Origin of the sequence: Catenulispora sp. GP43, assembly GCF_041260665.1 — a bacterium.
In the GTDB taxonomy this organism is placed as follows: domain Bacteria; phylum Actinomycetota; class Actinomycetes; order Streptomycetales; family Catenulisporaceae; genus Catenulispora.
This window is the reverse complement of the sequence record NZ_JBGCCT010000002.1, coordinates 52,715-75,121: the sequence shown is the minus strand read 5'-3', so window position 1 is coordinate 75,121 and position 22,407 is coordinate 52,715. Positions and strand designations below refer to the sequence as shown.

The 22,407-nt window shown below is 71.2% G+C and carries 19 protein-coding genes and 1 pseudogene; 6 read left to right on the top strand and 14 right to left on the bottom strand.

The annotated features are described in order from the left end of the window. Position 1: 1 nt before the first annotated feature. The 7 genes and pseudogenes from ABH926_RS03950 to ABH926_RS03920 form a co-directional block, all read right to left on the bottom strand. Entirely contained in the window at positions 2-1,423 is a 1,422-nt protein-coding gene (locus ABH926_RS03950; protein ID WP_370363902.1) for a DUF4082 domain-containing protein, read from the bottom strand. A 113-nt stretch (positions 1,424-1,536) separates the two neighbouring features. Further along, positions 1,537-2,604 (bottom strand): hemolysin family protein, encoded by a 1,068-nt coding sequence (locus tag ABH926_RS03945; RefSeq protein ID WP_370363901.1) that lies wholly within the window; start codon positions 2,602-2,604, stop codon positions 1,537-1,539. Positions 2,605-2,840: 236 nt separating this feature from the next. Further along, a pseudogene (locus ABH926_RS03940) lies at positions 2,841-4,178 on the bottom strand (hemolysin family protein); the annotation flags it as partial. Then, positions 4,172-4,309 (bottom strand): hypothetical protein, encoded by a 138-nt coding sequence (locus tag ABH926_RS03935; protein ID WP_370363900.1) that lies wholly within the window; start codon positions 4,307-4,309, stop codon positions 4,172-4,174. The pseudogene ABH926_RS03940 and the gene ABH926_RS03935, both read right to left, overlap by 7 nt. 73 nt (positions 4,310-4,382) lie before the next feature. Continuing rightward, complete coding sequence (locus ABH926_RS03930; protein WP_370363899.1) at positions 4,383-5,441, bottom strand: hypothetical protein; 1,059 nt, start codon at positions 5,439-5,441, stop codon at positions 4,383-4,385. 83 nt (positions 5,442-5,524) lie between these two features. Beyond that, entirely contained in the window at positions 5,525-6,502 is a 978-nt protein-coding gene (locus ABH926_RS03925; protein WP_370363898.1) for a purine nucleoside permease, read from the bottom strand. 43 nt (positions 6,503-6,545) lie between these two features. Then, on the bottom strand, positions 6,546-7,499 hold the full coding sequence (locus tag ABH926_RS03920) for a DUF4349 domain-containing protein (protein ID WP_370363897.1): 954 nt from the start codon (positions 7,497-7,499) through the stop codon (positions 6,546-6,548). Between the two features lie 341 nt (positions 7,500-7,840). On the opposite strand from ABH926_RS03920, the gene ABH926_RS03915 reads away from it, so the two are divergent. Continuing rightward, entirely contained in the window at positions 7,841-9,205 is a 1,365-nt protein-coding gene (locus ABH926_RS03915; RefSeq protein WP_370363896.1) for a TIM44-like domain-containing protein, read from the top strand. Here ABH926_RS03915 and ABH926_RS03910 read toward each other — a convergent pair. Then, complete coding sequence (locus ABH926_RS03910; protein ID WP_370363894.1) at positions 9,202-10,203, bottom strand: Lrp/AsnC family transcriptional regulator; 1,002 nt, start codon at positions 10,201-10,203, stop codon at positions 9,202-9,204. The two genes, ABH926_RS03915 and ABH926_RS03910, sit on opposite strands and share 4 nt — an antisense overlap. Before the next feature lie 84 nt (positions 10,204-10,287). Here ABH926_RS03910 and ABH926_RS03905 point away from each other — a divergent pair, with 84 nt between their 5' ends. Further along, a complete protein-coding gene (locus ABH926_RS03905) occupies positions 10,288-11,835 on the top strand; it encodes an FAD-dependent monooxygenase (protein ID WP_370363893.1) in 1,548 nt (515 codons plus the stop codon). Between the two features lie 3 nt (positions 11,836-11,838). Here ABH926_RS03905 and ABH926_RS03900 read toward each other — a convergent pair whose 3' ends face one another. Then, positions 11,839-12,624: a GPP34 family phosphoprotein gene (locus ABH926_RS03900; protein WP_370363892.1), complete on the bottom strand. Its 786-nt coding sequence runs from the start codon at positions 12,622-12,624 to the stop codon at positions 11,839-11,841. 14 nt (positions 12,625-12,638) lie between these two features. Further along, entirely contained in the window at positions 12,639-13,499 is an 861-nt protein-coding gene (locus tag ABH926_RS03895) for an exodeoxyribonuclease III (protein WP_370363891.1), read from the bottom strand. 113 nt (positions 13,500-13,612) lie between these two features. Here ABH926_RS03895 and ABH926_RS03890 point away from each other — a divergent pair, with 113 nt between their 5' ends. The 3 genes from ABH926_RS03890 to ABH926_RS03880 all read left to right on the top strand — a co-directional run bounded on the left by ABH926_RS03890 (position 13,613) and on the right by ABH926_RS03880 (position 16,195). Then, complete coding sequence (locus ABH926_RS03890) at positions 13,613-14,593, top strand: phosphotransferase family protein (RefSeq protein WP_370363890.1); 981 nt, start codon at positions 13,613-13,615, stop codon at positions 14,591-14,593. Between the two features lie 62 nt (positions 14,594-14,655). After that, positions 14,656-15,264: a TetR/AcrR family transcriptional regulator gene (locus ABH926_RS03885; RefSeq protein WP_370363889.1), complete on the top strand. Its 609-nt coding sequence runs from the start codon at positions 14,656-14,658 to the stop codon at positions 15,262-15,264. A gap of 7 nt (positions 15,265-15,271) precedes the next feature. Beyond that, positions 15,272-16,195, top strand: coding sequence for a TauD/TfdA dioxygenase family protein (locus ABH926_RS03880; RefSeq protein ID WP_370363888.1), 924 nt, complete (start codon positions 15,272-15,274; stop codon positions 16,193-16,195). On the opposite strand, the gene ABH926_RS03875 is transcribed toward ABH926_RS03880, so the two are convergent. Further along, complete coding sequence (locus tag ABH926_RS03875) at positions 16,128-17,384, bottom strand: NYN domain-containing protein (protein WP_370363887.1); 1,257 nt, start codon at positions 17,382-17,384, stop codon at positions 16,128-16,130. The genes ABH926_RS03880 and ABH926_RS03875 overlap by 68 nt on opposite strands. A 199-nt stretch (positions 17,385-17,583) precedes the next feature. Continuing rightward, on the bottom strand, positions 17,584-17,715 hold the full coding sequence (locus ABH926_RS03870) for a hypothetical protein (RefSeq protein WP_370363886.1): 132 nt from the start codon (positions 17,713-17,715) through the stop codon (positions 17,584-17,586). On the opposite strand from ABH926_RS03870, the gene ABH926_RS03865 reads away from it, so the two are divergent. Beyond that, a complete protein-coding gene (locus ABH926_RS03865) occupies positions 17,708-18,265 on the top strand; it encodes a hypothetical protein (RefSeq protein WP_370363885.1) in 558 nt (185 codons plus the stop codon). The two genes, ABH926_RS03870 and ABH926_RS03865, sit on opposite strands and share 8 nt — an antisense overlap. Here ABH926_RS03865 and ABH926_RS03860 read toward each other — a convergent pair. After that, positions 18,258-18,827, bottom strand: coding sequence for a DUF402 domain-containing protein (locus ABH926_RS03860; RefSeq protein WP_370363884.1), 570 nt, complete (start codon positions 18,825-18,827; stop codon positions 18,258-18,260). The genes ABH926_RS03865 and ABH926_RS03860 overlap by 8 nt on opposite strands. 101 nt (positions 18,828-18,928) lie before the next feature. Beyond that, complete coding sequence (gene ileS, locus ABH926_RS03855; RefSeq protein WP_370363883.1) at positions 18,929-22,135, bottom strand: isoleucine--tRNA ligase; 3,207 nt, start codon at positions 22,133-22,135, stop codon at positions 18,929-18,931. Between the last annotated feature and the right edge of the window lie 272 nt (positions 22,136-22,407).

The following is a 22,407-nucleotide window of genomic DNA, read 5'->3' as shown; positions in this document are numbered from 1 at the left end:
GTCAGGACGCGGTGAAGACCACATCCACCCAGTAGTTCGTACCGGCACCTGAAGCACCCGGGAACGTCGGCGAACTCCCATACCCATACGTTCCGTTGCTGGCCGGCGCCGTCAGCGGGTAGTTCTGATGCGTGTAGCTGAAGTACCCGGTCGTGTAGGCGTACTTCCCGGCCGGTGCGTGATACGAGGCGACATAGGTGGTTCCGGCGGTGACGGCCACCGGCGTGCTGAACGTCATCGTCTGCCAGCCGTCGGCGGTCTCGTCGGTGAAGGTGCCGGTCGCCATGGCGGTCTCGGTGCTGCTGTTCCACAGCGTCCCGGTGTGGGTCCCGGTGTTCGACGCGCCTTTGTAGAACCGGATCCCGGTCACGGTGCCGTTGACCGCAGGTGCGAACCGCACCCCCAGCTCCACAGAGTTGGGATCGTTCGAGTCAGCGACCGCTGGTGTCGCTCCGCTGCCGAACAGCGAGCAGGGACACGCATAGGTCGGCGGCGCGTTGTTCGTGGTGAATGTCCAGGTATCCGGATCACCCATAGCGTTGCCCCACGCATCCGAAGCCTGGACCGAGGCAGTGAAGACAGTTCCTGACGGTAGTTGCGTGCCCGGCGTGAACGTCGCCGTGGTGGCATCCGCGTTGTAGCTCACCGTGCCGGGAACCTGTGTGCCGGACGCGTCAGTGAGGCTGAAACGCATAGTGCTCGCATCGACCGGCGCGGAGAACGTAGCGCTGACCGGGGCGGCGGCGGCCACGCCGGTGGCTCTGTCGGCCGGCGTCTCGCTGCTCACCGTCGGCGCAGAGGTGGGCACGTCGCCGTCGTCGTAGACCACGTCCACCCAGTAGTTGGCGGCGTTGTGGCTCAGGTTGGGGAAAGCCGAGGCGCCGTCGTACGTGTAGACGCCGTTCCCGCCGCTCACACCATCGGCCGGAGCGGTGATCGGCGCTTGGCCGGCAGGCCCGTTGAGGAAGTAGCCGACGTCGTACGAGTAGTGGCCCGCGGGCGCGTGGTACGAGGCGACGTACGTGACGCCGGCTCTGACCGGCACCGGATTCGCGAACAACAGCGTCTGCCACCCGCTCGCGGTCTCGTTGGTGAATGTGCCGGTGGCCAGCAGAGTCCCGTCAGAGGTCCACAGCGATCCGGTGTGTACACCGCTGTTGGCGCTCGTCTTATAGAACCGCACCCCATCGATGCGTCCATCCGACGAGGGAGTCACCTTGACGCCGACCACCACGCTGTACGGATCGCCGGAGTCAGCGGTCCCGGGCGTGGAGGACGACGGGAACAGGGAACAAGGACACTGTTCTGCTTGCGCCGCGCTGATCGACGTCATGGTCCCGCCGAGGGCCAACGCGGCCACGAGGGCGGCGATGCCGGCACGGGCGCGCAAGCTCCGGCGCGATGTGGATGCAGGTGCAGCCATCACAAACCCCCTGGAGAACCCGGTCCGGTCCGGCGGAGTCGGACATGCGAGCACATTAGGGGATCGTGCGACTGGTATGTAAGAGTTCTGATGTTGTGACGGATCCGCCTCGATCAGGGCTGGTCCGTCTCGTCCTGGAACTCCCCGATGAGCTCCTCCAGCAGATCCTCCAGCGCCACGATCCCCACGATGCGGCCGGCAGCTTCATTACCGTCCTCGCCCTCGCCTTGGCCCTCGCCCACCAGCGCCAGCTGCGACCGGTGACGGCGCATGACCGTGACCGCGTCGGCCCCGGTCTGGTCCGTGCGCAGGGTAAGGGCGTCGGCGGCCAGTTCGCTCACCTGCGGGTCGCGGCCGTCGGTGGTGGCACGGACTGCCTCGCGGACGTGGACCAGGCCCATAGGGCGGCCGTCGGGGCCGGTGACGGGGAAGCGGGAGTGGCCGGTGGCGCGGCTGCGTTCCTCGACGGTGCTCGCGGTGGCGTCGTGGGCGATGGTGACGGTGTCCGGCCAGGGGATCATGACCTCGGACAGCAGGGTGTTCTGCAGGTGCAGGACCCGGGCCAGCAGTCTTTGCTGGACCGGGGGGATCAGGCCGTGTTCGGCGGACTGCCGGACCAGCATGCGCAGGTCCTCCGGGCTGTGGGCCTCGGCCAGCTCGCTCTGCGGCTCGACCTTCAGCAGGCGCAGGATGCCGTTCGTCATCGCGTTCAGGGCGAGCAGGGGCTGGCGCACGAGTTGGGTGAAGGCCCGGAACGGCAGCGCGACCAGCGCGGCCGAACGTTCCGGATGGGTGATCGACCACGACTTCGGCGCCATCTCGCCGACCACCATGTGCAGGAACACGACCACGACCAGGCTGCCGGCGAAGGCGACGGCGTACGCCACGTCCTCGGGCAGGCCGATCGCCGCGAACACCGGGTCCAGCAGGTGCGCGACCGCCGGCTCGGCCAGGGCGCCCAGACCGAGGGTGCACAACGTGATGCCGAGCTGGGTGCCGGCCAGCATCAGCGACAGCTCGCGGGTGCCGGCCACCGCGACGCGCGCCGCCCGGCTGCCCTCGGCGGCGGCGGCTTCGAGCCGGTGGCGCTTGCTGGTGACGAGGGCGAACTCGGCGGCGACGAAGAAGGCGTTGCCGGCGAGGAGGAGGGCGGAGATGATCAGGGCCCAGAGGCTGTTCACGGGGCGGCCTGGCTTTCGGAGCCGGAACCAGAGCTAGAGCTAGAGCTAGTACCAGAACCAGAGCCAGCGCTAGAGCTAGAGCTAGAGCTAGAGCTAGAGCTAGAGCTAGAGCTAGAGCTAGAGCTAGAACCAGGGCCAGAGCCGGTGCCAGCGCTAGAACGAGGGCCGGAGCCGGAGCTAGAGCCGGAACCAGGGCCGGAACCATGGCCGGAACCACCGCCGGCAGCACCGTCCGCCCCCTCAGCCGCCCGCGCCGTGATCACCACCGTGGCCGGCACCTGCCGAACCACCGCCGCGATGTGGATCAGCACCGTCAGGGTGCTGGGCCCGTCCTCCGAGTACGGCGCGCGCACCGTCAGCTCCACCTCGTCGCCGATCCGGGCGGTCCGGCCGAGGCGGTGCAGGACCAGCCCGGACATCGTCGTGTAGTGCTCGCCGGCGGGCAGCGGGATTCCGGTGGTGTCGGCGACCTCGTCGATGCGCATGCGGGCCGGGACTGTCCAGCCGCCGTCGGGGCGGCGCTGGATCACGGCGCCGTCGAGGTCGTCCTCGTCCCAGATGTCGCCGACCAGTTCCTCGGTGACGTCCTCCAGGGTCACCACGCCGGCGAAGCCGCCGAACTCGTCGATCACGCAGGCCAGCTGCCGGTGCTCGGTGCGCAGGATTTCCAGCAGCTCCGGCAGCGGGAGGTGTTCGGGGACCATCGGCACCGGCGAGCACGCCTGGCGGACCGTCGTCGTGGCCCGGCGGGCCGCCGGTACCGCGAGGACCTCGGTCAGGCCGACCACGCCGAGCAGGTCGTCCAGGTCCTCGCCGGTCACCGGGAACCGTGCGTTGCCGGTGACCAGCATCTCCACCACCCGGGAGACCGGTGCGTCGGCGGGCACGGTGTGCACGTCCACCCGCGGCGTCATGGCCTGTCCGGCGGTCAGGCCGCGGAAGTCCAGCGCGCGGTCCAGCAGCTGCGACAGCTCGGTGTCCAGCAGTCCCTGGGTGTGCGACTCGTCGATGATGTGCTGCAGGTCCTCCTCGCTGGCCCCCTGCGGCAGCTCCTCCACCGGCTCGATGCCGGCCGCGCGGACCAGCCGGACGGCGGCGCCGTCGAACAGCCGCACGACCGGCCCGGCGATCCTCAGGTACAGCAGGGTGGAGCCGGCGAGCGCCCGGGCGGTGCCGATCGGCTCGGCGATGGCCAGGTTCTTGGGCAGCAGCTCGCCGAGCACCATCTGCACCACCGTGGCCACCGCCAGCGCCACCACGACCGACACCGACAGCCGCGCGGCGTGCGACCACCCGGTGAACCCCAGCAGGTCGGCCAGCCCCGAGCCGAGCAGCGGCTCGGCGACGTAGCCGACCAGCAGCGCGGTCACCGTGATCCCGAGCTGGGCCCCGGAGAGCATGAACGAGACCCGCCCGGTGACCTGGTACGCCCGCTCGGCCGCGGCGTCGCCGTCCTCGGCGAGCTGCCGCAGCCGGCCCCGGTCCGCCGCGATGAACGCGAACTCCTGCGCCACGAAGTAGCCGGTGGCCGCGGTGAGCACCGCGATCGCCAGCAGGCCGAGGAAAGTCAGCATGCTGAGCCGGTGGCCGCGGACAGGCGGCGGACCGCGGTGCTGAGGTCGCCGGCGTCGGCATCGGCGTCCATGTCCATGTCCATGTCAATGTCCGCGTCCGCGTCCGCGTCCGCGTCGTGGTCGGGGCGCATGATCAGGACCATATCGTGCAGGTCCGGTCAGTGCGCGGCACGTCGCGGGCGGCGCCCCGGCCGGCCGATGCGGCTAGCCGACCGGAGTGAGTTCGAACCCGAATGTCTGCCCGGAGGCGTTGGAGGCGGTCCCGACGATCACCCCGTCGTCGTCGATCCCGTCGGCGGTGTCCAAGGTGAAGCCGGAGCCGGCCGGGATCAGCGCGTTCAGGTCGGCGGCCTGGCCGTTCTGGTAGACGAACGCGTGGCCGTTGCCGCCCTGGCCGACGATCACGCCGCTGTCGTTGATCGCGTTCGCCGCGGCGTCGCCGCCCCCGGTCCCGGGGACGTCCAGATCGGTGGCGGTCCCGTTCGCGAACAGCACGGCGTGGGCGTCGGTGTCGGCCTGCTCGACGTCGGCGCCGACGGCCTGGCCGCTCGCGTTGACCGCCAGCGCCTCGGAGGTGACGCTCCCGGGCAGCTGGCCGAGCGTCCTGACGGCGCCGTTCTGCCAGGCGGCGGCCTGGAAGACCGACGTGCTGGTGTCGGCTTGCCCGACGATCAGGCCCGCGTCGTTGACCGCGATCGGTTCGACGTCGACGCCGCCGTTCGGCAGCGCCGCAAGCTTGGTGACCTTGCCGCCGCTGATCGTGAAGCCGACGTCGCCGTGGAAGGAGCCGAAGCCGGTGCTCAGGCCGTTGTCGTTGATCGAGGTCAGCGCAGGGGAGGCGACGAGGTTCTGGAGTCCGACGGCCGCCCCGATATCTGTCGGGACAGAGCCGTCGGCCCACTCGACCGCCGCCTCGTTTCCGGTGGCGAACGACGTGGCCGCCCCGACGACGGCGTCGTGATCGTTGATCGCCTCGGGGTTGGCGGCGGAGTCGGCGTTCGCCGCGTCGCCCGGCGAGCCGAGGAACACCATCCTCGTGGCGCCGGCGGGCAGCAGGAAACCCTCCTGGGTGATCGCGCCCTTCTCGATGGAGACGCCGAAGACGTCCCCGGTCTTGGTGATCCCGAACAGTTCCGTCCCCGCGCCCCCGACGACGGTCAGCTTGTAATGCGGCGTCGTCGCAGCCTGCGCAGGCGCTGCCGACGCCGGGCCGGCGATCAGGGCCGCCACGGCGAGAATCCGCCGCAGATGTGCACGAGTCATCGATCCACCCTTTCGTGGAAAGGCTGAGGCGTGTCAGGCGATCTGACACGGTTTCGACCTCGTGCTGTTAATAGGGCCCCGGGTTACGCGCGAGACCCGGGCCCGCCGGGCACACCCCGCTCCCAGGACTCCCAATCCCCGGTGATCGCATTGGCCAGCCGCGATCCCACCCGCCAGACATTCTCGGCGGCCAGCGTCCAGCCGATATCCTGCGTGAACGCCGACTCGGCGGCCTCGCCGGGCGCGGGCCGGTCGAAGTTCGCCCCGGCCCGCAGCACCGCCACGCGCGAGAAGTCGGCCAGCCCGGCCTGCGCTGCCCGATCGAGCGCCAGAAGGATCGCGTTGTCCTCCATCTGCGTCACCGCGTACCGGCCCCGGCGCTCGGTGTAGTCGCGCACCCAGGTTCTGGCCCGCTCGCCGAGCAGGTCCCCGGACCAGAACACGCTCTGCGTCAGCGTCGATCCGCCCAGCACCTCAGGGCCCTGACCGCCGGCGCCCGGGTAGCCGGCGCGCAGCGTGGCGACCGCCGGATCGTCGGCCAGCGGCACGCCCGCGCCGATCGCGGCCGCCGCCCGCCGCAGGCCGGCGTCCAGCTCGTACACCTCGCCGGGGACCCGCAGCTCCGGCGGCTTGCCCGGCGCGCTCGCGCCCAGCGCCACGAACCCGTGCGGCCAGGCCGCCGGGATCTCCCTGGCGTCCAGCTCGTGGGCGTAGCCGCCGTGCACGGCGAAGTCGGCGCACACCACTGACCCGACCGTGCCCACCGCCGGGTCGATCCCGGCGATCCCCGCGACGAGCACGTACGCCTTCGACAGGTCGAACAGCCCGGACAGCGCCAGCGCCGCCACCGAGGCCGCGGCGTTCGCCTCGCCCATCCCGGTGGTCAGCAGCCACAGTCCGTCGGCGCGGCCGTGCACCAGCGGGAACTCCGGGCCGAGCCCGGGAACGGGCACGGCGGTGTCCAGGCCCTCGCGCTCCCGCCAGCGGAACGCCTCGCCGTGCCCGTCCTCCGGCTCGGTGTCGAACATCGTCACCACCAGCACCCGCACCTGCCGGACCATCGCACGTCTCGCTTTCGCCTCGCCTGACACGCCAGGGAGACGATTATCCGGCCCGGCCCCCCGACAGCCGCGCACGCACGCGCGTGACAAGCCGCACCAGCCGCTTCACCGGCCACCACAACACCGCCACCAGCACCGCGAACGGCAGCAGCGTCCCGACGATCACGAGCAGGACCTTGAGGGTTCCGGTGAACGCCTGCCATCCGTCGTGCAGGCCCCGTTGCAGCGCGTTGCGGTGCTTGGCCGCCGCCGGCTTCGGCGCCGGCGCTTCCGGCACCAGGAACGTGACGGTGATCGTCGACAGCGACACCTGGTCGTTCAGCGTGGCCAGCTGCGCCTGCATCGACTCCAGGTCCGCTTCGCGCCGCGAGAGCTCGCCTTCGAGCGTCACCACGTCGGACATGTTCGCCGCGCTCTTCATCAGGTCGGTGAGCCGGCTGATGCTCGCCTGCTGCGCGGTGATGCGGCTGCTGGTGTCCACGACCTGGGACGTGACGTCCGTGGCCGAGCGGGTCTGGTCCTGCACCACGCCGCCGCTGCCCAGCTGCCCGATCACCTTGTCGAAGACCGCCGACGGCACGCGCAGCGTCACCGTGGACTGCGTCACCCCCTGCACGTCCGGCACGGTCCCGGACACGGACTTCTCGTCGCCGACGAAACCGCCGTTGGCCGCGGCCAACGACTCGGCGTTCGCGGTGGCGCCCGCGACGTCCTTCGTGCGCACCGTCATGGTGGCCGTGTAGACCAGGCTGCGCCCCGCCACCGGCGCCTTGGCCAGCGAGGTCTGCCCCGAGGGCGCCGGCGCCCCCGGAACCGGCGCCACGTTCCCGTTCATCCCGGGCCCGCCGGAGCCACCGCTCCCGCCGGCCGCCGCCGGGGCCGCGGCCGACGACGCCGTGCTGCGTTCGGTGCTGCTGCCGCACCCGGCGCTGAGTCCCACCGCCAAGATCGCGGCCAGCGCCGCCACGATCCGCCCCACCTGAGCACTGTGTCTCATCCGTTCGGCCCTCCCGAGGCCCCGGCTCCGCCCGGCCGTCCTCCGTGGGACGGCCTGTGACCGAGTTGCACTGCACTGGGACGGAAGGCCCGCGGCCGGTGGTTCCGCTCGCGGCCTCACGGTTCGGTCACAAGCCGGCATCGAACCGGCGGTGGGACCGGCGCTGGTACCGGCACTGGGACCGCTGACGGACCGCCGCCATGATCGCCGCCGGCCCCGCCACCGCTTAACGATCACCGTCATAGCAGGTCGCAGCCGTCCGGAACGGCTCGAGGCCTTGGCATCAGGCCTTCTTGCCGTACCTTGTTTTCAGGCGTTTCTGATTCTCAAGGGGGAGCCAAGTGCGTATCGGGCGGCGGATTCTCGTGCTGGCGGCAGTCGTCGCGCTGAGCAGTCCGGCAGTGGCGCAAGCCCGCGGTGGGGGCGGCGGCCACGGCTTCGGCGGCGGTGGCGGTGGCGGCGGCAGTCACGGCGGAGGCGGCGGGTTCGGCGGCATCCACGGCGTGGGCCTGGTCGGGGTCGGCGGCGGCGGGTCGGTCGCCGCGCTGCTGGTCATCGCGGTCATCGTGCTGGTCCTGTGGCTGGTGTTCAAGAACCGCGGCGGCGGTGGCAGCAAGAGCGGGCTGAACACGGGGTCGGACCGCGCGGCGCACCGTTCGGACGAGGCGGCCGCCCGGCGCGCCACCCAGATCGAGGCGCGGGTCGCGGCGGTCGCCGACACCGACCCGACGTTCGCGCCCGACGCGCTGAAGGCGCGCGCCGTCTGGCTCTACACGACCGCCCAGCGCGCCTGGACCGCCCGCGACCGCGCCACGCTGAAGCAGATCCTGTCCCCGGTGCTCTACATCAAGTGGGACGAGGAGCTGCGCGACTACCAGTCGCGGGGCGAGGTCAACATCGTCGAGATCGTCTCGGGGCCGACGGTCGAGATGGTGGACATCGCGAACCGCGCCGGCGAGACGAACGACACCATTACCTTCCGGATCACCGCGACGCTCAACGACCGGGTCCAGCGCGCCAACGGCTGGCAGGCGACGCGCAAGGACAACTCGACGCGCCCGGTCGAGTACTGGACGCTGCGCAAGGACGCCTCCGGCGCGTGGATCGTGGCCTCGATCGAGCAGGCGGCCGAGGGCGCGCACCACCTGACCGACGCCATCGAGACCGACGCCTGGGACCAGAAGGCGGTCGCCCGCGACGCCGTGCTCGAGGTGGCCCAGAACGTCTCGGTCCCCGGCGCCGGCGCCGAGATCCTGTTGCTGACCGGCATCTCCTGGAGCACCGACGCCGATGCCGCCGCCGGCGACCTGAGCGTCCTGGACGGCCGGTTCGACAAGGCGGTCCTGGAGGTCGCCGTCGAGCAGTTCCTCGAGGAATGGGCCATGAACGACGGCAGCCTCGACTTCACCCAGGTGCGCACCCCCAACCGCACCGTCATGCGTGACGCCGCCGTCGGATCGGTCGAGGTGCGCGCGCTGCTCTCGCGCGAACCGATCGTGGTGCGCGTCGTGGTCGAGGCGGAGGGCTTCTACTACGAGGTCGACCGCCGGACCGAAGAGGTGCTGCTCGGCGACGCGCACAAGCGGCGGCCGTTCACGTTCTCGTTCGACCTGCGGCTGGACGGTCCGACGGCGAAGGGTTGGACGGTCGTCGCGGCCGATACTTCGCTGCCCGGGCCGCACATCGCGGGGAAGCGCGCCAGTTAGAAATCGGACGCCGGGCCGTGGAGACCTGCGGCACCCTTGTAGGTCTCCAGCACCGGCGCGCTGTCGACGCTCCGCACCCCGCGCAGGGTGGCGATCCGAGTGCTCAGGTACGTGTACAGCGCCGGGATGTCGCGGGTCACCAGCGAGGCGTGCAGGTTGGCGGCCCCGCTGGTGGCGGCGACGAACGCGACCTCGGGATGCGCGGCGAGCGCCAGGCCCGCTGACTCCATCCGCGCGGGTTCGACGGAGAGCCACAGCAGCGTGCGCACGCCGAGGCCCAGCATCGGCCAGCGGACGTCGACGTGGAAGTAGAGCACGCCGGCGGCGCGCAGATCGGCGATGCGGCGCTGGACCGTCGAGCGGGAGGCGCCGGTCTGTGCGGCCAGCCAGGCGGTAGTGGCGCGGCCGTCGTCGCGCAGGAGGGCGATCAGGCGGTGGTCGAGGTCGTCGAGGTCTTTTTCCGAGGTGCGGTGCTCTGGTTCTGAGCTGCGGTTATCGGCATCCGCAGGCCGCACAAGCGCGATCTGCGCCGGTGTGAGCGCGGTGAGCTTGGCGGCGATTCCGGCCGGGCGTCCGGAGAAGATGTGCAGCAGGCAGTGGGCCGTGACGTCCAGGACGCGCGCGGTCTTCGGCAACTCGCGTAGCAGCAGGCTCTCGCCGGGAGTGGCCGCGGCGGTCGTGCAGACGAGTTCGGTGCCGCCTGACGTCCGGCTGATCCACGAGGTGTCGCTGCGCCGGGCCAGGGCTTGGGCGATCGCCTCCGCCGAGTCCGGGGTGCAGCGGATGCGGACCAGCCACTCCACGTGCCCCAGCTTGCTCCGGTCCACCAGACCCCACACGCGCAACGCGTTCGACGATCGCAGGCGGCTGTAGCGGCGCGCGACGGTCTGCTCCGACACACCGATGGCTTCGGCGACACGCGAATAGGGCACGCGGCCGTCGAGGTGGAGCGCGTGGAGGATCTGCTCGTCGATCGGGTCGAAGTCGGTGGTATTCATCAGGGAAACCTTCGTGATGCCGGATTCTCTCACCATACCCGCGCTGGATGGAGACACCTGGCCTCCCCGGCCGACGATCGGGTCATGACCGAGAAGACCACCGACCGCACGTCGGTCCTGATCGTGGGCGGCAGCATCGTGGGCGTCTCCGCCGCGCTCTTCCTCGCCGCACGCGGCATCACCCCGATCTTGCTGGAACAGCACGTCGGCATCTCGCCCCGGCTGCGCGCCAAGCTCTTCTATCCCCGCACGATGGAGGCCTATCGGGCGGTCGGGGCGTCTGCGGACATCTATGCGATCGAACACAGCCGCCCCCGCAGCGAGTACGCCGCCGTCGTCGAGTCGCTGGCCGGCGCCGAGATCCGGCGCTGGCGCCTGCCCGCCGCGGACGACTACAGCGCCGTGTCGCCGTGTCAGGGCGCGATGGTCAAGCAGGGGGACGCCGAGCGGGTGCTGCGGACGCGGGCGTCGGCCGCGGGTGCGGACCTGCGCTTCGGTCACCGCCTGGTCGGATGGGAGCAGACGGCGCGGGGGGTCGCGGCCGAGGTCTTGGACGCTCGCGGCGTCCGCTACGTGATAGAAGCCGACCACCTGCTCGCCGCCGACGGGAGCGCCAGCTCGGTGCGGGACGGCCTGGGGATAGCGCGAAGCGGGGATCAGGCCCTTGCGTCCTGCATGGAGGTGGGCTTCGACGCGGATCTGCGGCCGCTGCTAGACGGCCGCGCGCTGGCGCTGGCCTTCGCCGACCAGCCCGGCCGCCCGTTCCTGTCGTGGACCACGGACCAGGACGCGGGCGCGGTGTCCGTCACCTACGACCCGGCGACCACGGACCCGGACACCGAGTTCACACCGGAGCGCTGCCAGGCCATCGTCGCAGCAGCCCTGGGCCTGCCCGCCTCCGCCTTCCGGATCACCGGCGCGCGCCGGTGGCAGATGGCCGGCTGGGTCGCCGACACCTTCCGCGCCGACCGGGTGTTCCTCCTCGGCGACGCCGCCCATGTCTGCCCGCCGGTCGGCGGATTCGGCGCGAACACCGGCATCCAGGACGCCTGGAACCTCGCCGCCAAGCTGGTGTCCGTGCTGCGCGGCGACGCCGGAGCGCGGCTGCTCGACCGGTATGAGGCCGAACGCCGTCCGATCGCGCAGCTGACGGTGGAGCAGGCTGTGGCGCGCTTTGAGGACCGGCAGGTGCTCAGCGAAGCGGCTGTGACGCTCGGCTATCGGTACCCAGACATCACCGATGCTTCATCCGAGACCAAGCTGCCGCTCGCCGCCGAACCCAGTCACTGGCACGGCGAACCCGGCACCCGCCTGCCGCACATCCCGCTCGCCACGACGACCGGCGCGGCCTCGTCGACCCTCGATCTGGTGCGAGGTGGACGCTACGCGCTCCTGACCGGTTCCCACGGCCAGCCTTGGATGCAGGCAGCCCGAAGCCTCGACCCCCGCGGCGCCCTCCTGGATATCCCGCAGACGAACGTCGGGCCCGAGTGCGGCATCGGCGAGGACGGGGCGCTGCTCGTCCGGCCGGACGGCGTTGTGGGCTGGCGCGCCCGGCACCTCACCGACGTGCCCCGCACGGATCTGGACGCTGCGCTGCGGCAGGAGCTCATGCGGGACGACGAGTTCTAGCGTTCAGTGGTGGCCCGCGCCGCCGCCGCTGCTGTGGCCACTGTGGCTCGCGGAGGCGTCGATGGACGCGCTGACCGCGGCGTCGACCGAGGCCTGGATCGCGGCGGCGGTGGCGGCGTCGACGGACGCCTGGATCGCGGCGGCGGTCGCGGCATCGGTCGCAGCGTGGACGGCGGAATCGGTCGAGGCGCGGATGGCGCCCTCGACGGCCGAACGGATCGGGGCTGTGTCGCCCTTCTTCCTGGCGACCGTCTTCAGCCGGTCCTGTGCCGCCTTGCCGGCCCGGCCCGGATACAGGACCTTGTGCAAGCCAGCCGCGTACACCAGTCCGCCCAACGCAGCCTGCGCGGAATCGACCGGACCGGCGGAGTAGGCGATGGTGTCCAGCCGGGACCGCACGTCCGCCAGCCGCCCGACGTCCGCCACCGCCCAGCGCGTCACCGTGCCCAACCCGAGGAACCCCGGCCGGCGATCGGCGCGGACCACTCCGCGGGCCTCCGCCTGTTCCTGGTAGATCTTGATGATCCCGCGGCGAGGGGCCCCGACCCACGCCTTCGCCCCCGGCGGCCGGGACTTGGCCGCGATGCCGCTCAGCGCGACGTCCAGGTTCGGATCGCCGGTGGGCCTGGGGTCCAGCACGACGATCCGGTCCTTCACGACATCCACCCGCCGCCGCGACGCCAGCCGGACCAGTTCGGAGCCGGCCAGCGCGTACTGCAAGGATGTGCTGCCCAGTCTGCCGTCCGGCTTGATGGCCAGCAGCAGGAGGTCTTCCCCGAGTGTCTCCATGGCCACGACGATACTCAGCCCTCGACGGTGACGGCCTCCTCGACCGCAGTGCGCTGGCCCGGCACGGCCGCCGCGGCATCCCACTCATAAACACACGTCACCGGCGCATGATCGCTCCACCGCTCCGCATACGTGGCCGCCCGCTCCACCACCGCCGACGCGGCGACCTCGGCGAGGTTCGCCGAGGCCATCTGGTAGTCGATGCGCCAGCCGCTGTCGTTGTCGAACGCCTTGCCGCGGAAGCTCCACCAGGAGTACGGGCCCTCGACGCCGGGGTGCAAGGTGCGGACCACGTCCGCGTAGCCGGCGTCGGTCAGGACGCTGGTGAGCCACTGGCGTTCCTCGGGCAGGAAGCCGGAGTTCTTCTGGTTGGCCTTCCAGTTCTTGATGTCGGCTTCCTGGTGGGCGATGTTCCAGTCGCCGCAGACCAGGACGGCTCGGCCGGTGGCGGCCGCCTCGGTGGTGAGGGTGGTGAGGTGGGCGTGGAAGGCCTGCATGAAGCGTTCCTTCTCGGCCTGGCGTTCGGTGCCCACTTCGCCGGCCGGGAGGTACAGGCTGGCGACGGTCAGGGTGGGCAGGTGCATCTCGGCGTAGCGGCCGGCGGTGTCGAACTCGGGGGTGCCGAAGCCGATGCGGGTGCTGGTGGGGGCGATGCGACTGTAGAGGGCGACGCCGGCGCGGCCCTTGGTGGCGGCCGGGGCGATCAGCGTGTGCCAGCCTTCGGGGGCGCGCAGGTGGGCCGGGAACTGGTCGGGCTCGGCCCGGACCTCCTGCAGGCACACCACATCGGCCGGGGTGGCGTTCAGCCACTCCGTGAAGCCCTTGGTGGCGGCGGCTCGGATGCCGTTGACGTTGACGGTGGAGACGGTCAGCACGCGCACCAGCGTAACGGGCGCCGGGGACGGGCACCGCCATCGGCGGGGCGGTGACCGGCGCGTTCGAGGTAATCGGGATGACGGGGGCCCGGCATCACCGGCATCATTCCCGGATGACGAGTCGAACTGGCCCATCAGGCAGCCCGCTTCCCGCCGCCAGCGGTGTGCGCGCCCCGTGGACCGCCGTGCCCGAGCACCTGAGGGCCCGCGTCCTGGACATCCTGGGCGGGGGAGAGGTCGTCGAGGCGGTGTCGCAGACCGGCGGTTTCTCGCCGGGGCCGGCGGTGCGGCTGCGGACGTCGGCCGGGCGCCGGGCGTTCGTCAAGGCGGTCAGCGCGGAGACGAACCCTGATTCGCCCGTCATGCACCGCCGGGAGGCCGCCTACTCCGCCCAGATGCCCGAGTACGCGCCGGTGCCCAAGCTCCTGGGCGCCCTGGACGAGGACGGCTGGGTGGTCCTGGTCTTCGAGGAGATCGACGGCCGCAACCCGGGCCCGGACTGGGATCCGGATGAGCTGCGCAGGACCGTCGAGGCCCTCGGCGAGCTGTCGGCGCTGCTGACCCCCTCGCCGATCGACGCCCCGCCGGTCGCCGAGCGTCTGGTCGGCTTCACCGGCTGGCGCTCCCTGGCGACGGCGCACGCGGCCGGCGAGGACGACCTGGCCTGGCTCGACCCGTGGGCCGTCGGGCGCCTGGAGCGGCTGGCCGCGATCGAGGAGGGGATGGCCGCGCTGTGCGCCGGCGACACGCTCGTCAACCTCGACGTGCGCGCCGACAACATCCTGATCGCCGCCGACCGCGTCTACTTCGTGGACTGGCCGTGGGCCGCGCGGGGTGCGGCGTGGCTGGACCTGGCGCTGTTCGTGCCGAACGTCTGGATGTACGGCGGGCCGGAGCCGGCGCGCGTCGTCATGGAGCACCCGGTGCTCGCCGCCGCCGATCCCGAGGCCGTGCGGGCCTTCGCCGTCGGCCTGATCGGCATGATCACCTACGCGAGCCGCCAGCCCGACCCGCCCGGGCTGCCGACGCTGCGGCCCTTCCAGCAGGCGTTCAGCGCCGCCGGCCTGGAGTGGCTCCGGAGCCTGATGGACTGAGCGCCCGCGCTGTGCGAAATGAGCTCTTCCGCTTTTAACGCAATCGCGTTAACGTGCGCCGCGTGAGCGCACGTATCAGGATCCTGGAAGCGGCCGAGCGACGCTTCGCCGAGGACGGCATCGAAGCGGTGTCCCTGCGCCAGATCGCCGCCGAGTCCGGCCAGCGCAACACCTCGGCCGTGGCCTACCACTTCGGCACGAGGGCCGCGCTGGTCGGCGCTCTCTACGAGCACCGCATGGCGCCGATCAACGCGCGGCGCCTGGAGTTCCTGGCCGCGCATCCCGATGCCGGCGTGCCCACCTATGTCAGGGCTCTGGTGGAACCGCTCGCCGAGACGCTGACCGACGCCGAGAAGGCCGGCCGTCCCTCCTGGTACCTGCGCTTTCTCGCCGAGGCGATGCGCTACCCGGAGTACGACCCGGCCTCGGTGGCGATCGCCCTGGAACGCCCGGAGGCCTCAAGTCTCCGGGCCCTGATATCCGGTCTCCAAGCGGCGACCGGGCCTCTGCGGCTGCCGCCGGGTGTCTTCGCCGAGCGGATGCGCCTGCTGGCACTGCTGGTCATCACGTCCCTGGCCGACCGTGAACGGCACCCCGGGACCGGCGTCAGTACCGAGACGCTGGTCGCCGCCGGTGCCGCGATCCTGGCCGGCCCACCGCACAAGGAGTGAGTGAGCCATGGCCCCTTATCCCACCCTGCAAGCCCTGCTCTCCGGCCGCGGACTGGCCGCCGGTCCTCGCAGGGGTCTGCGACGCCTGCCCGAGGGCGAGGAATCCCAGCCGTACGAACGCATTACGGTCACGCCGTGCACTGCATTGATCGGCGCCCAGATTTCGGACATCGATCTCGCCGAACCCATCACCCCCGAGGTGTTCGCCGAACTCGATCGGGCGCTGCTGGAATTCAAGGTCCTGTTTTTCCGTGATCAAAGCCGGGTCACCGGTGCCCGGCACAGGGATTTCGCGGGAATGTGGGGCGAATTGGAGGTCCACCCCTTCCTTCCGCAAGGAGACGTCGCGGAGATCGTGCGATTCGAGAAGGGCGCCAGAGAAGCCGGAGTGGAGAACGTCTGGCACGCCGATGTCACCTGGCGCGAGAAGCCCGCGCTCGGCTCGGTGCTGCGGGCGATCGAGGTGCCCGAGGCCGGCGGAGACACCTGCTTCGCGGACATGGCCGCCGCCTACGACTTCCTGCCCGAGCACGTCAAGACGCAGATCCGGGGCCGGGTCGCGGTGCACGACTTCACGCTGCCGTTCGGCATCGGCATGGACCCGGACAAGCTCAAGGAGATGCAGGAGAAGTACCCGGCGGTCGAGCACCCGGTGGTCCGGATCCATCCCCGGACCGGCCGGCGCACGCTGTTCGTGAACGCGATCTTCACCACGCACATCGTCGGGCTGCCGGAGGAGGAGAGTGAGGAGCTGCTGAAACTGTTGTTCCAGCAGGCCTCGGTGCCCGAGTACCAGGTGCGGTTCAAGTGGGAGGCCGGTTCGATCGCGTTCTGGGACAACCGGGCCGTGCAGCACTACGCGGTCAGTGACTACTTTCCGCAGCGTCGGGTGATGGAGCGGGCTGCGATTCTGGGCGACCGGCCTCGGTAGGCGGATGGGGATGGGGAGGCTGATGCGGCGGGGCCTGGGGGGCGGGGACGGTCGGCGACGGGTCCGTGGGCGGGCCTTCCGGCGCGGTTTCGGGCGCTGAGGCCGGCGCGGGCGAGGGCGCCGGCACCGCCGCCGCCGTCCCGGCCTCGAACGCGGCCTCCCCGCCGTGCTGATCCCGCCACCTCTTCAGGCCGTCCAGGAACCCGGCGCGCAGCTCGTGCTTGATCGGCTCCAGCTCCGCCTCCCAGGTGTCGATCCCCAGGTCGTTGGCGAAGCGCAGCAGGTCCGGGTCCAGGTCGTGCGGCACCCAGGTCCAGGTCGCGGTCCAGTCGGTGAGCCGGCGGCGCTCGGCCTCGGTGGCCCGGGCCATCCAGCGCGCCACGTAGGCCCGGCCGACGTCGATGGGCTCGGCCCGGCCCATGCTCTTGTTCTCCTCGGCGTCAAGGAAGCGCTGGGTCGGGGAGGTGACCTGCCACAGCTTGGGGAAGCGGCTGTTGGCCAGCGCGGTCTTGGGCGCCTCGGTGGGGTGCAGGACGCGCTGCGGCATGTCCAGCGGCGAGGGGAAGGCCTTGTGCGCGGGCTTGGCGTGCTCGCCGTGGCCGCCGGGCTTGGCCGGTTCGCAGCCGCGGCCCTCGCCGGTGGCCGAGGGCTTCACCCAGACGTAGGGCTTGAGCCATTCCTCGGACAGCGTCATCGACTTGTCCACCGCGGCGACGAGCTCCAGCGACTGGTTGTAGTCCGAGGCCGCGCCCCACAGGTGGATGCGGGTGCCGTACTCCTGGGCCTCCTCGACGGCGTGCAGCAGGTCCTCGTCGCCGCTGACCAGGACCACGTCGGCGACCGCGCGCTTGCGGGCCAGGCCGGTGAGGTCGGCGTGCAGGAAGGTGTCGACGCCCTTCTGCTCGTACTTGCCGTCGTCGCGCCGGACCAGCTTGCCCAGCCGCAGCTTGACGCCGTCCAGGACGCGCAGCAGCCGCTGGTCGCGGGTCGGGCCGGTGGCCGGGGCGGCGTCGTACCAGTACACGCGCAGGACCGGCAGGCCGGTCTCGGCGGCGGCGCGCTCGGTCAGCGCGGTCACCAGCCCCGGGTAGTCGACGTCGATCCCGGGGCGGCCCGGATCGCCGCTCACCACGTTCGCGGCGGCGGCCAGCACATATCCAGCGTCGACCAGCACGGCACAGCGATCCATTGGCTAAAAGTGTCACATGGTCGCGGAGGGTGGCAACACGACAGACCGGCAGTCACACGGCTTTACCGAATAAGCCCGCTGACGGCAGAATCAGAACCATGGGGACTTCCGGGGGGATGATGACTGTGTTCTCGCCGCGCCGTCGGCAAATGCGGAATATGACAGGAATATGCGTTGCCGCGATCACGGCGGCGGCGCTTCAGGGCTGTGCGAGCAGCGGCACGGTCGCGGGGCCGGCGGGACCGACGGGTCCGACGGGAACGGCGAGCAGCAGCCCGACGGCTCCGCCGACCGGGACCGCGACGGCGCCGACCACCGGCGATGTGCTCACCGAGTCGCTCACGGCCACGGCTTCCGACACCAACGCCACGTCCGCGCCGCCGGCGCCCACCACGGCGCCGGCCACGGCGCCGGCCACCGGCGGCTGGACCCCGCAGGGCCAGCTGGCCGACGCCGAGCCGATCGACCAGGTGGTGAACCCCGACAAGTCGGTGACCGCCACCTGGCCGAAGGGCGCGGCGGCCGGGCACGCGCTGACCGTCAAGCTCAGGGCCGCGCGCAACAGCGGCAAGATCGTGATCCACCTGGACATCGCCAACGACAGCGGCCAGCAGGTGTCGATGAACGAGGGCGTGTTCACCGGCGGGGCGGTCCTGGACGCCTCGGGCAACGACCTGAACATGGACAACTTCGACTCGCTGTGGACCCTCGGCGCCGGCAGCTCCGACGGGAACATCGACCCGGGCCAGCCGCTGGTCGGCGACTTCGTGGTCGACGCCCCGGCCGCCGGCTCGACGCTGAACGCCTACTGGACGCAGGCGGTCGGGGTGAACGGGATCATGGCGGGGATCATCCTGATCCGGGATATCCCGATCAACTGAGGACCGGGGCGGGGTGGTCCGGGCCCCGGTCCGGACTCCACTCCGCCCACGCGGCCCACCACGCGGTACCGGCGTCCAAGAAGCCTGTCACCTCCGCGGCGGCCTCCAGGACCCGGCCGACCGTGGCGAGGTCGATGCGGCCCTCGGCGCGCTGCCAGTGCAGGTCCTGGACGTCCTTCCACGTGCGGCTGCCGTCGGGGTGGACGATCAGGTCCAGGCCGTGGTCATCGGTGTCGAACGCGTCCGGGTGCCGGACGATGGGCGCCTCGAAGTTGATGTACCAGTGCAGGAAGGTGCCGTCGGCCGCGAAGAACTTCCACACTCCGTATGCGGCGTCTGTCTTGTGGAGCTGCAGGACCACCGACGAGGCCCACGCGCTGTGCGAGCTCCATGGATGCGGACCGTGCGGATGATCGGGAAATGTGAACGGCGAGCCCGGATCGAGCCGGACGGCGAGCACGTCGCCGTCGTCGGAGACGACCGTGACAGGGTGCTCCATCCACAGCTCGCCGTGGAGTACTTCCCGGCGGCGTATGCGCGTGCCCGGGGCGAAGAGATGCATTCGCGGAAGTGTAGAAGCGCGCCGCCGGATCCCGCACGGGATCCGGCGGCGCGCGCCTTCGTAGCCTGCTTTCGTCAGCCTGCTTTCGTCAGCCTGCTCTGTCAGCCGGCCTTAGCGATCCGGAACTTCAGCCCCAGGTCCTCGTCCGCGGCGATCGCGGCCTGCAGCTTCGCCAGCTCGGCCGGGTCCTCGGCGGCCGGGACCGGGCCCTCGGCGAAGGCCAGGGCCAGGACCTCGTCGGCGATCATCGTCGCGTGCTCGCGCACGGCCTCGGCGGTCTCGGCGCCGGCCTCGGAGCCGTCCAGGACCTCCCAGACCAGGGTGATGCGGTCGGCGACGTCCAGGCCGGTGGCCTTGCGCGTCTCCTGCAGGAAGCGCACCACGTCGCGGGCCAGGCCGGCGCGGCGCAGCTCGGGGGTGACGTGCAGGTCCAGGGCGATGGTCTCGCCGCCGGAGGTGGCCACGGCCCAGCCCTCGCGGGGGGTCTCGGTGACGATGACCTCCTCGGGGGCCACCGTCACCTCCTCGCCCTCCACCACGACCGTCGCCGAGCCCTGCGAGCGCAGCGCGCCGGCCAGGACCGCGGCGTCGGCGGCGGCGATGGCCGCGGCGACCAGCGGCGTGCGCTTGGCGAAGCGGGCGCCGAGCGAGCGGAAGTTGCCCTTGGCGCTGTAATCGATCAGGTCCCCGCCGGCGTCGGCAAGCGGCGAGGTGGTGACCACGTTCAGCTCCTCCAGGAGCTGCGCGCGCAGCTCCTCGGGCAGCGCGCCCCAGCCCGGGGCCCCGACCAGGGCCCGGGACAGCGGCTGGCGGGTCTTCACGCCGGAGTCCGCGCGGGTGGCGCGGCCCAGCTCGACCAGGCGGCGGGTGAGCGCCATCTGCTCGGCCAGCTCCGGGTCGACCAGCGCCTCGTCCACGACCGGCCAGGCGGCCAGGTGCACCGACTCCGGCGCCTCCGGGGCGACCGGGCGGACCAGGTCCTGCCACACCCGCTCGGTGATGAACGGGACCATCGGGGCCATCAGCTTGGTCACGGCCTCCAGCGCCTCGTGCAGTGTGGCCAGGGCGGCCGGGTCGGCGTTCCAGAAGCGGCGGCGGGCGCGGCGGACGTACCAGTTGGACAGGTCGTCGACGAAGGCGGACAGGAGCTTGCCGACCTTGAGCGTGTCGAACTCGTCCATCGCCGCGGTGACGTCGCGGACCAGGACGTTGAGCTCGGACAGGACCCAGCGGTCCAGCGCCGGGCGCTCGGCCGGCTTCGGGTCCGACTCCGAGGGCGACCAGCCGGCGGTGCGGCCGTACAGCGCCTGGAAGGACACCGTGTTCCAGTAGGTCAGCAGGGTCTTGCGGACCACTTCCTGGATGGTCGCGTGCCCGACCCGGCGGGCCGACCACGGCGAGCCGCCGGCCAGCATGAACCAGCGCACGGCGTCCGCGCCGTGCTGGTCCATCAGCGGGATCGGCTCCAGGATGTTGCCCAGGTGCTTGGACATCTTGCGGCCGTCCTCGGCCAGGATGTGGCCCAGGCACAGGACGTTCTTGTACGAGGACTTGTCGAACACCAGGGTGCCGACCGCCAGCAGCGAGTAGAACCAGCCGCGGGTCTGGTCGATGGCCTCGGCGATGAAGTCGGCCGGGTAGGCGTTGTCGAACTTCTCCTTGGAGCCCTCGACGTAGGGGTAGCCGTGCTGCGCGAACGGCATCGAGCCGGAGTCGTACCAGCCGTCGATGACCTCGGGCACGCGGGTGGCCGTCTTGGGAGTCACAGCACACTGCGGGCAGGGCATCGTGACGTCGTCCACGAACGGCCGGTGCGGGTCCAGGTTCGACACGTCCTGGCCGGACAGCTCGCCCAGCTCCGCGAGCGAGCCGACGGCGGTCACATGGCCGTCCTCGCAGACCCACAGCGGCAGCGGCGTGCCCCAGTAGCGCTTGCGGGACAGCGACCAGTCGATGTTGTTGTTCAGCCAGTCGCCGAAGCGGCCGTACTTGACGTTGTCCGGGAACCAGTTGGCGGCGTCGTTCTCGCGCATCATCGCGTCCTTCAACGCGGTGGTGCGGATGTACCAGGCCGGCTGCGCGTAGTAGAGCAGCGCGGTGTGGCAGCGCCAGCAGTGCGGGTAGCTGTGCTCGTACTCCAGGTGCTTGAACAGCACGCCGCGCTCGCGCAGGTCCGAGGTCAGGACCTCGTCGGCCTTCTTGAAGAAGACGCCGCCGACCATCGGCACCGACTCCTCGAAGGTGCCGTCGCCGCGGATCGGGTTCACCACCGGCAGGTCGTACTTCTTGCAGGTGGCCAGGTCGTCGGCGCCGAAGGCCGGGGCCTGGTGGACCAGGCCGGTGCCGTCCTCGGTGGTGACGTAGTCGGCCAGCACGACGAAGTGCGCGTCCGGGACGTCGACGAGCTCGAACGGGCGCTGGTAGGTCCAGCGCTCCATCTGGGCGCCGGTGAACGACTCGCCGGTGCGCTCCCAGCCCTCGCCGAGCGCCGCGGCCAGCAGGGGCTCGGCGACGACCACGCGCTCGGCGCCGTCGGTGGCCACCACGTAGGTGACCTCCGGGTGCGCGGCGACCGCGGTGTTGGAGACCAGGGTCCAGGGCGTGGTCGTCCAGACCAGCAGCGAGGTGTTCCCGGCCAGCGGCCCGGAGGTCAGCGGGAAGCGGACGTAGACCGAGGGGTCCACGACGGTCTCATAGCCCTGCGCCAGCTCGTGGTCGGACAGGCCGGTGCCGCAGCGCGGGCAGTACGGCGCCACCCGGTGGTCCTGGACCAGCAGGCCCTTGTCGAAGATCTGCTTCAGGGACCACCACACCGACTCCACGTAGGACGGGTTCATCGTCCAGTACGCCTCGTCGGTGTTGACCCAGTAGCCCATGCGCTCGGTGAGCTTCTCGAAGGCGCTCACGTGGCGCTGCACCGACTCGCGGCACTTGGCGTTGAACTCGGCGATGCCGTAGGCCTCGATGTCCTGCTTGTTGGTGAAGCCCAGCTCGGCCTCCACGGCCAGCTCCACCGGCAGGCCGTGGCAGTCCCAGCCGGCCTTGCGGTCCACGCGGTGGCCCTGCATGGTCTTGAAGCGCGGGAAGACGTCCTTGAAGACGCGGGCCTCGACGTGGTGGGTGCCGGGGCGGCCGTTGGCGGTCGGCGGGCCCTCGTAGAAGGTCCAGCGGGGGGCGCCCTCGGTGGCCTCGAGGCTCTTGTCGAAGATCGCGGCGCCGCGCCAGAAGTCGATGATCTCGGCGTCCATCGCCGGGAGATCGAGCTGGGCGTTGACGGGGCGGTACAGCCTCGGATCGGGCGCAGTCATGACCGCGGTGCCTTCCTTCGTCGTAGGTCTCAAAACCGACGAAGGGACGACACTGGCACTCCCTATACAGAGCCGCTCTCTATATAAGGGGGCCGGTACCGCGGTACCACCCTCCTTGACACACCGTGGTCAACGGTATGTCCACTTCATTGGTATCCGGCCGGTTCTACTCGGGCTGGGGCCCTTTCTTCCGGCGGCTCGGGGGTGATTTTCGCGCGGCGTCCGCCTCCGGGCTCGCACCGTCCCCGGATCGCTGAGGCTTTCCCGCCGCG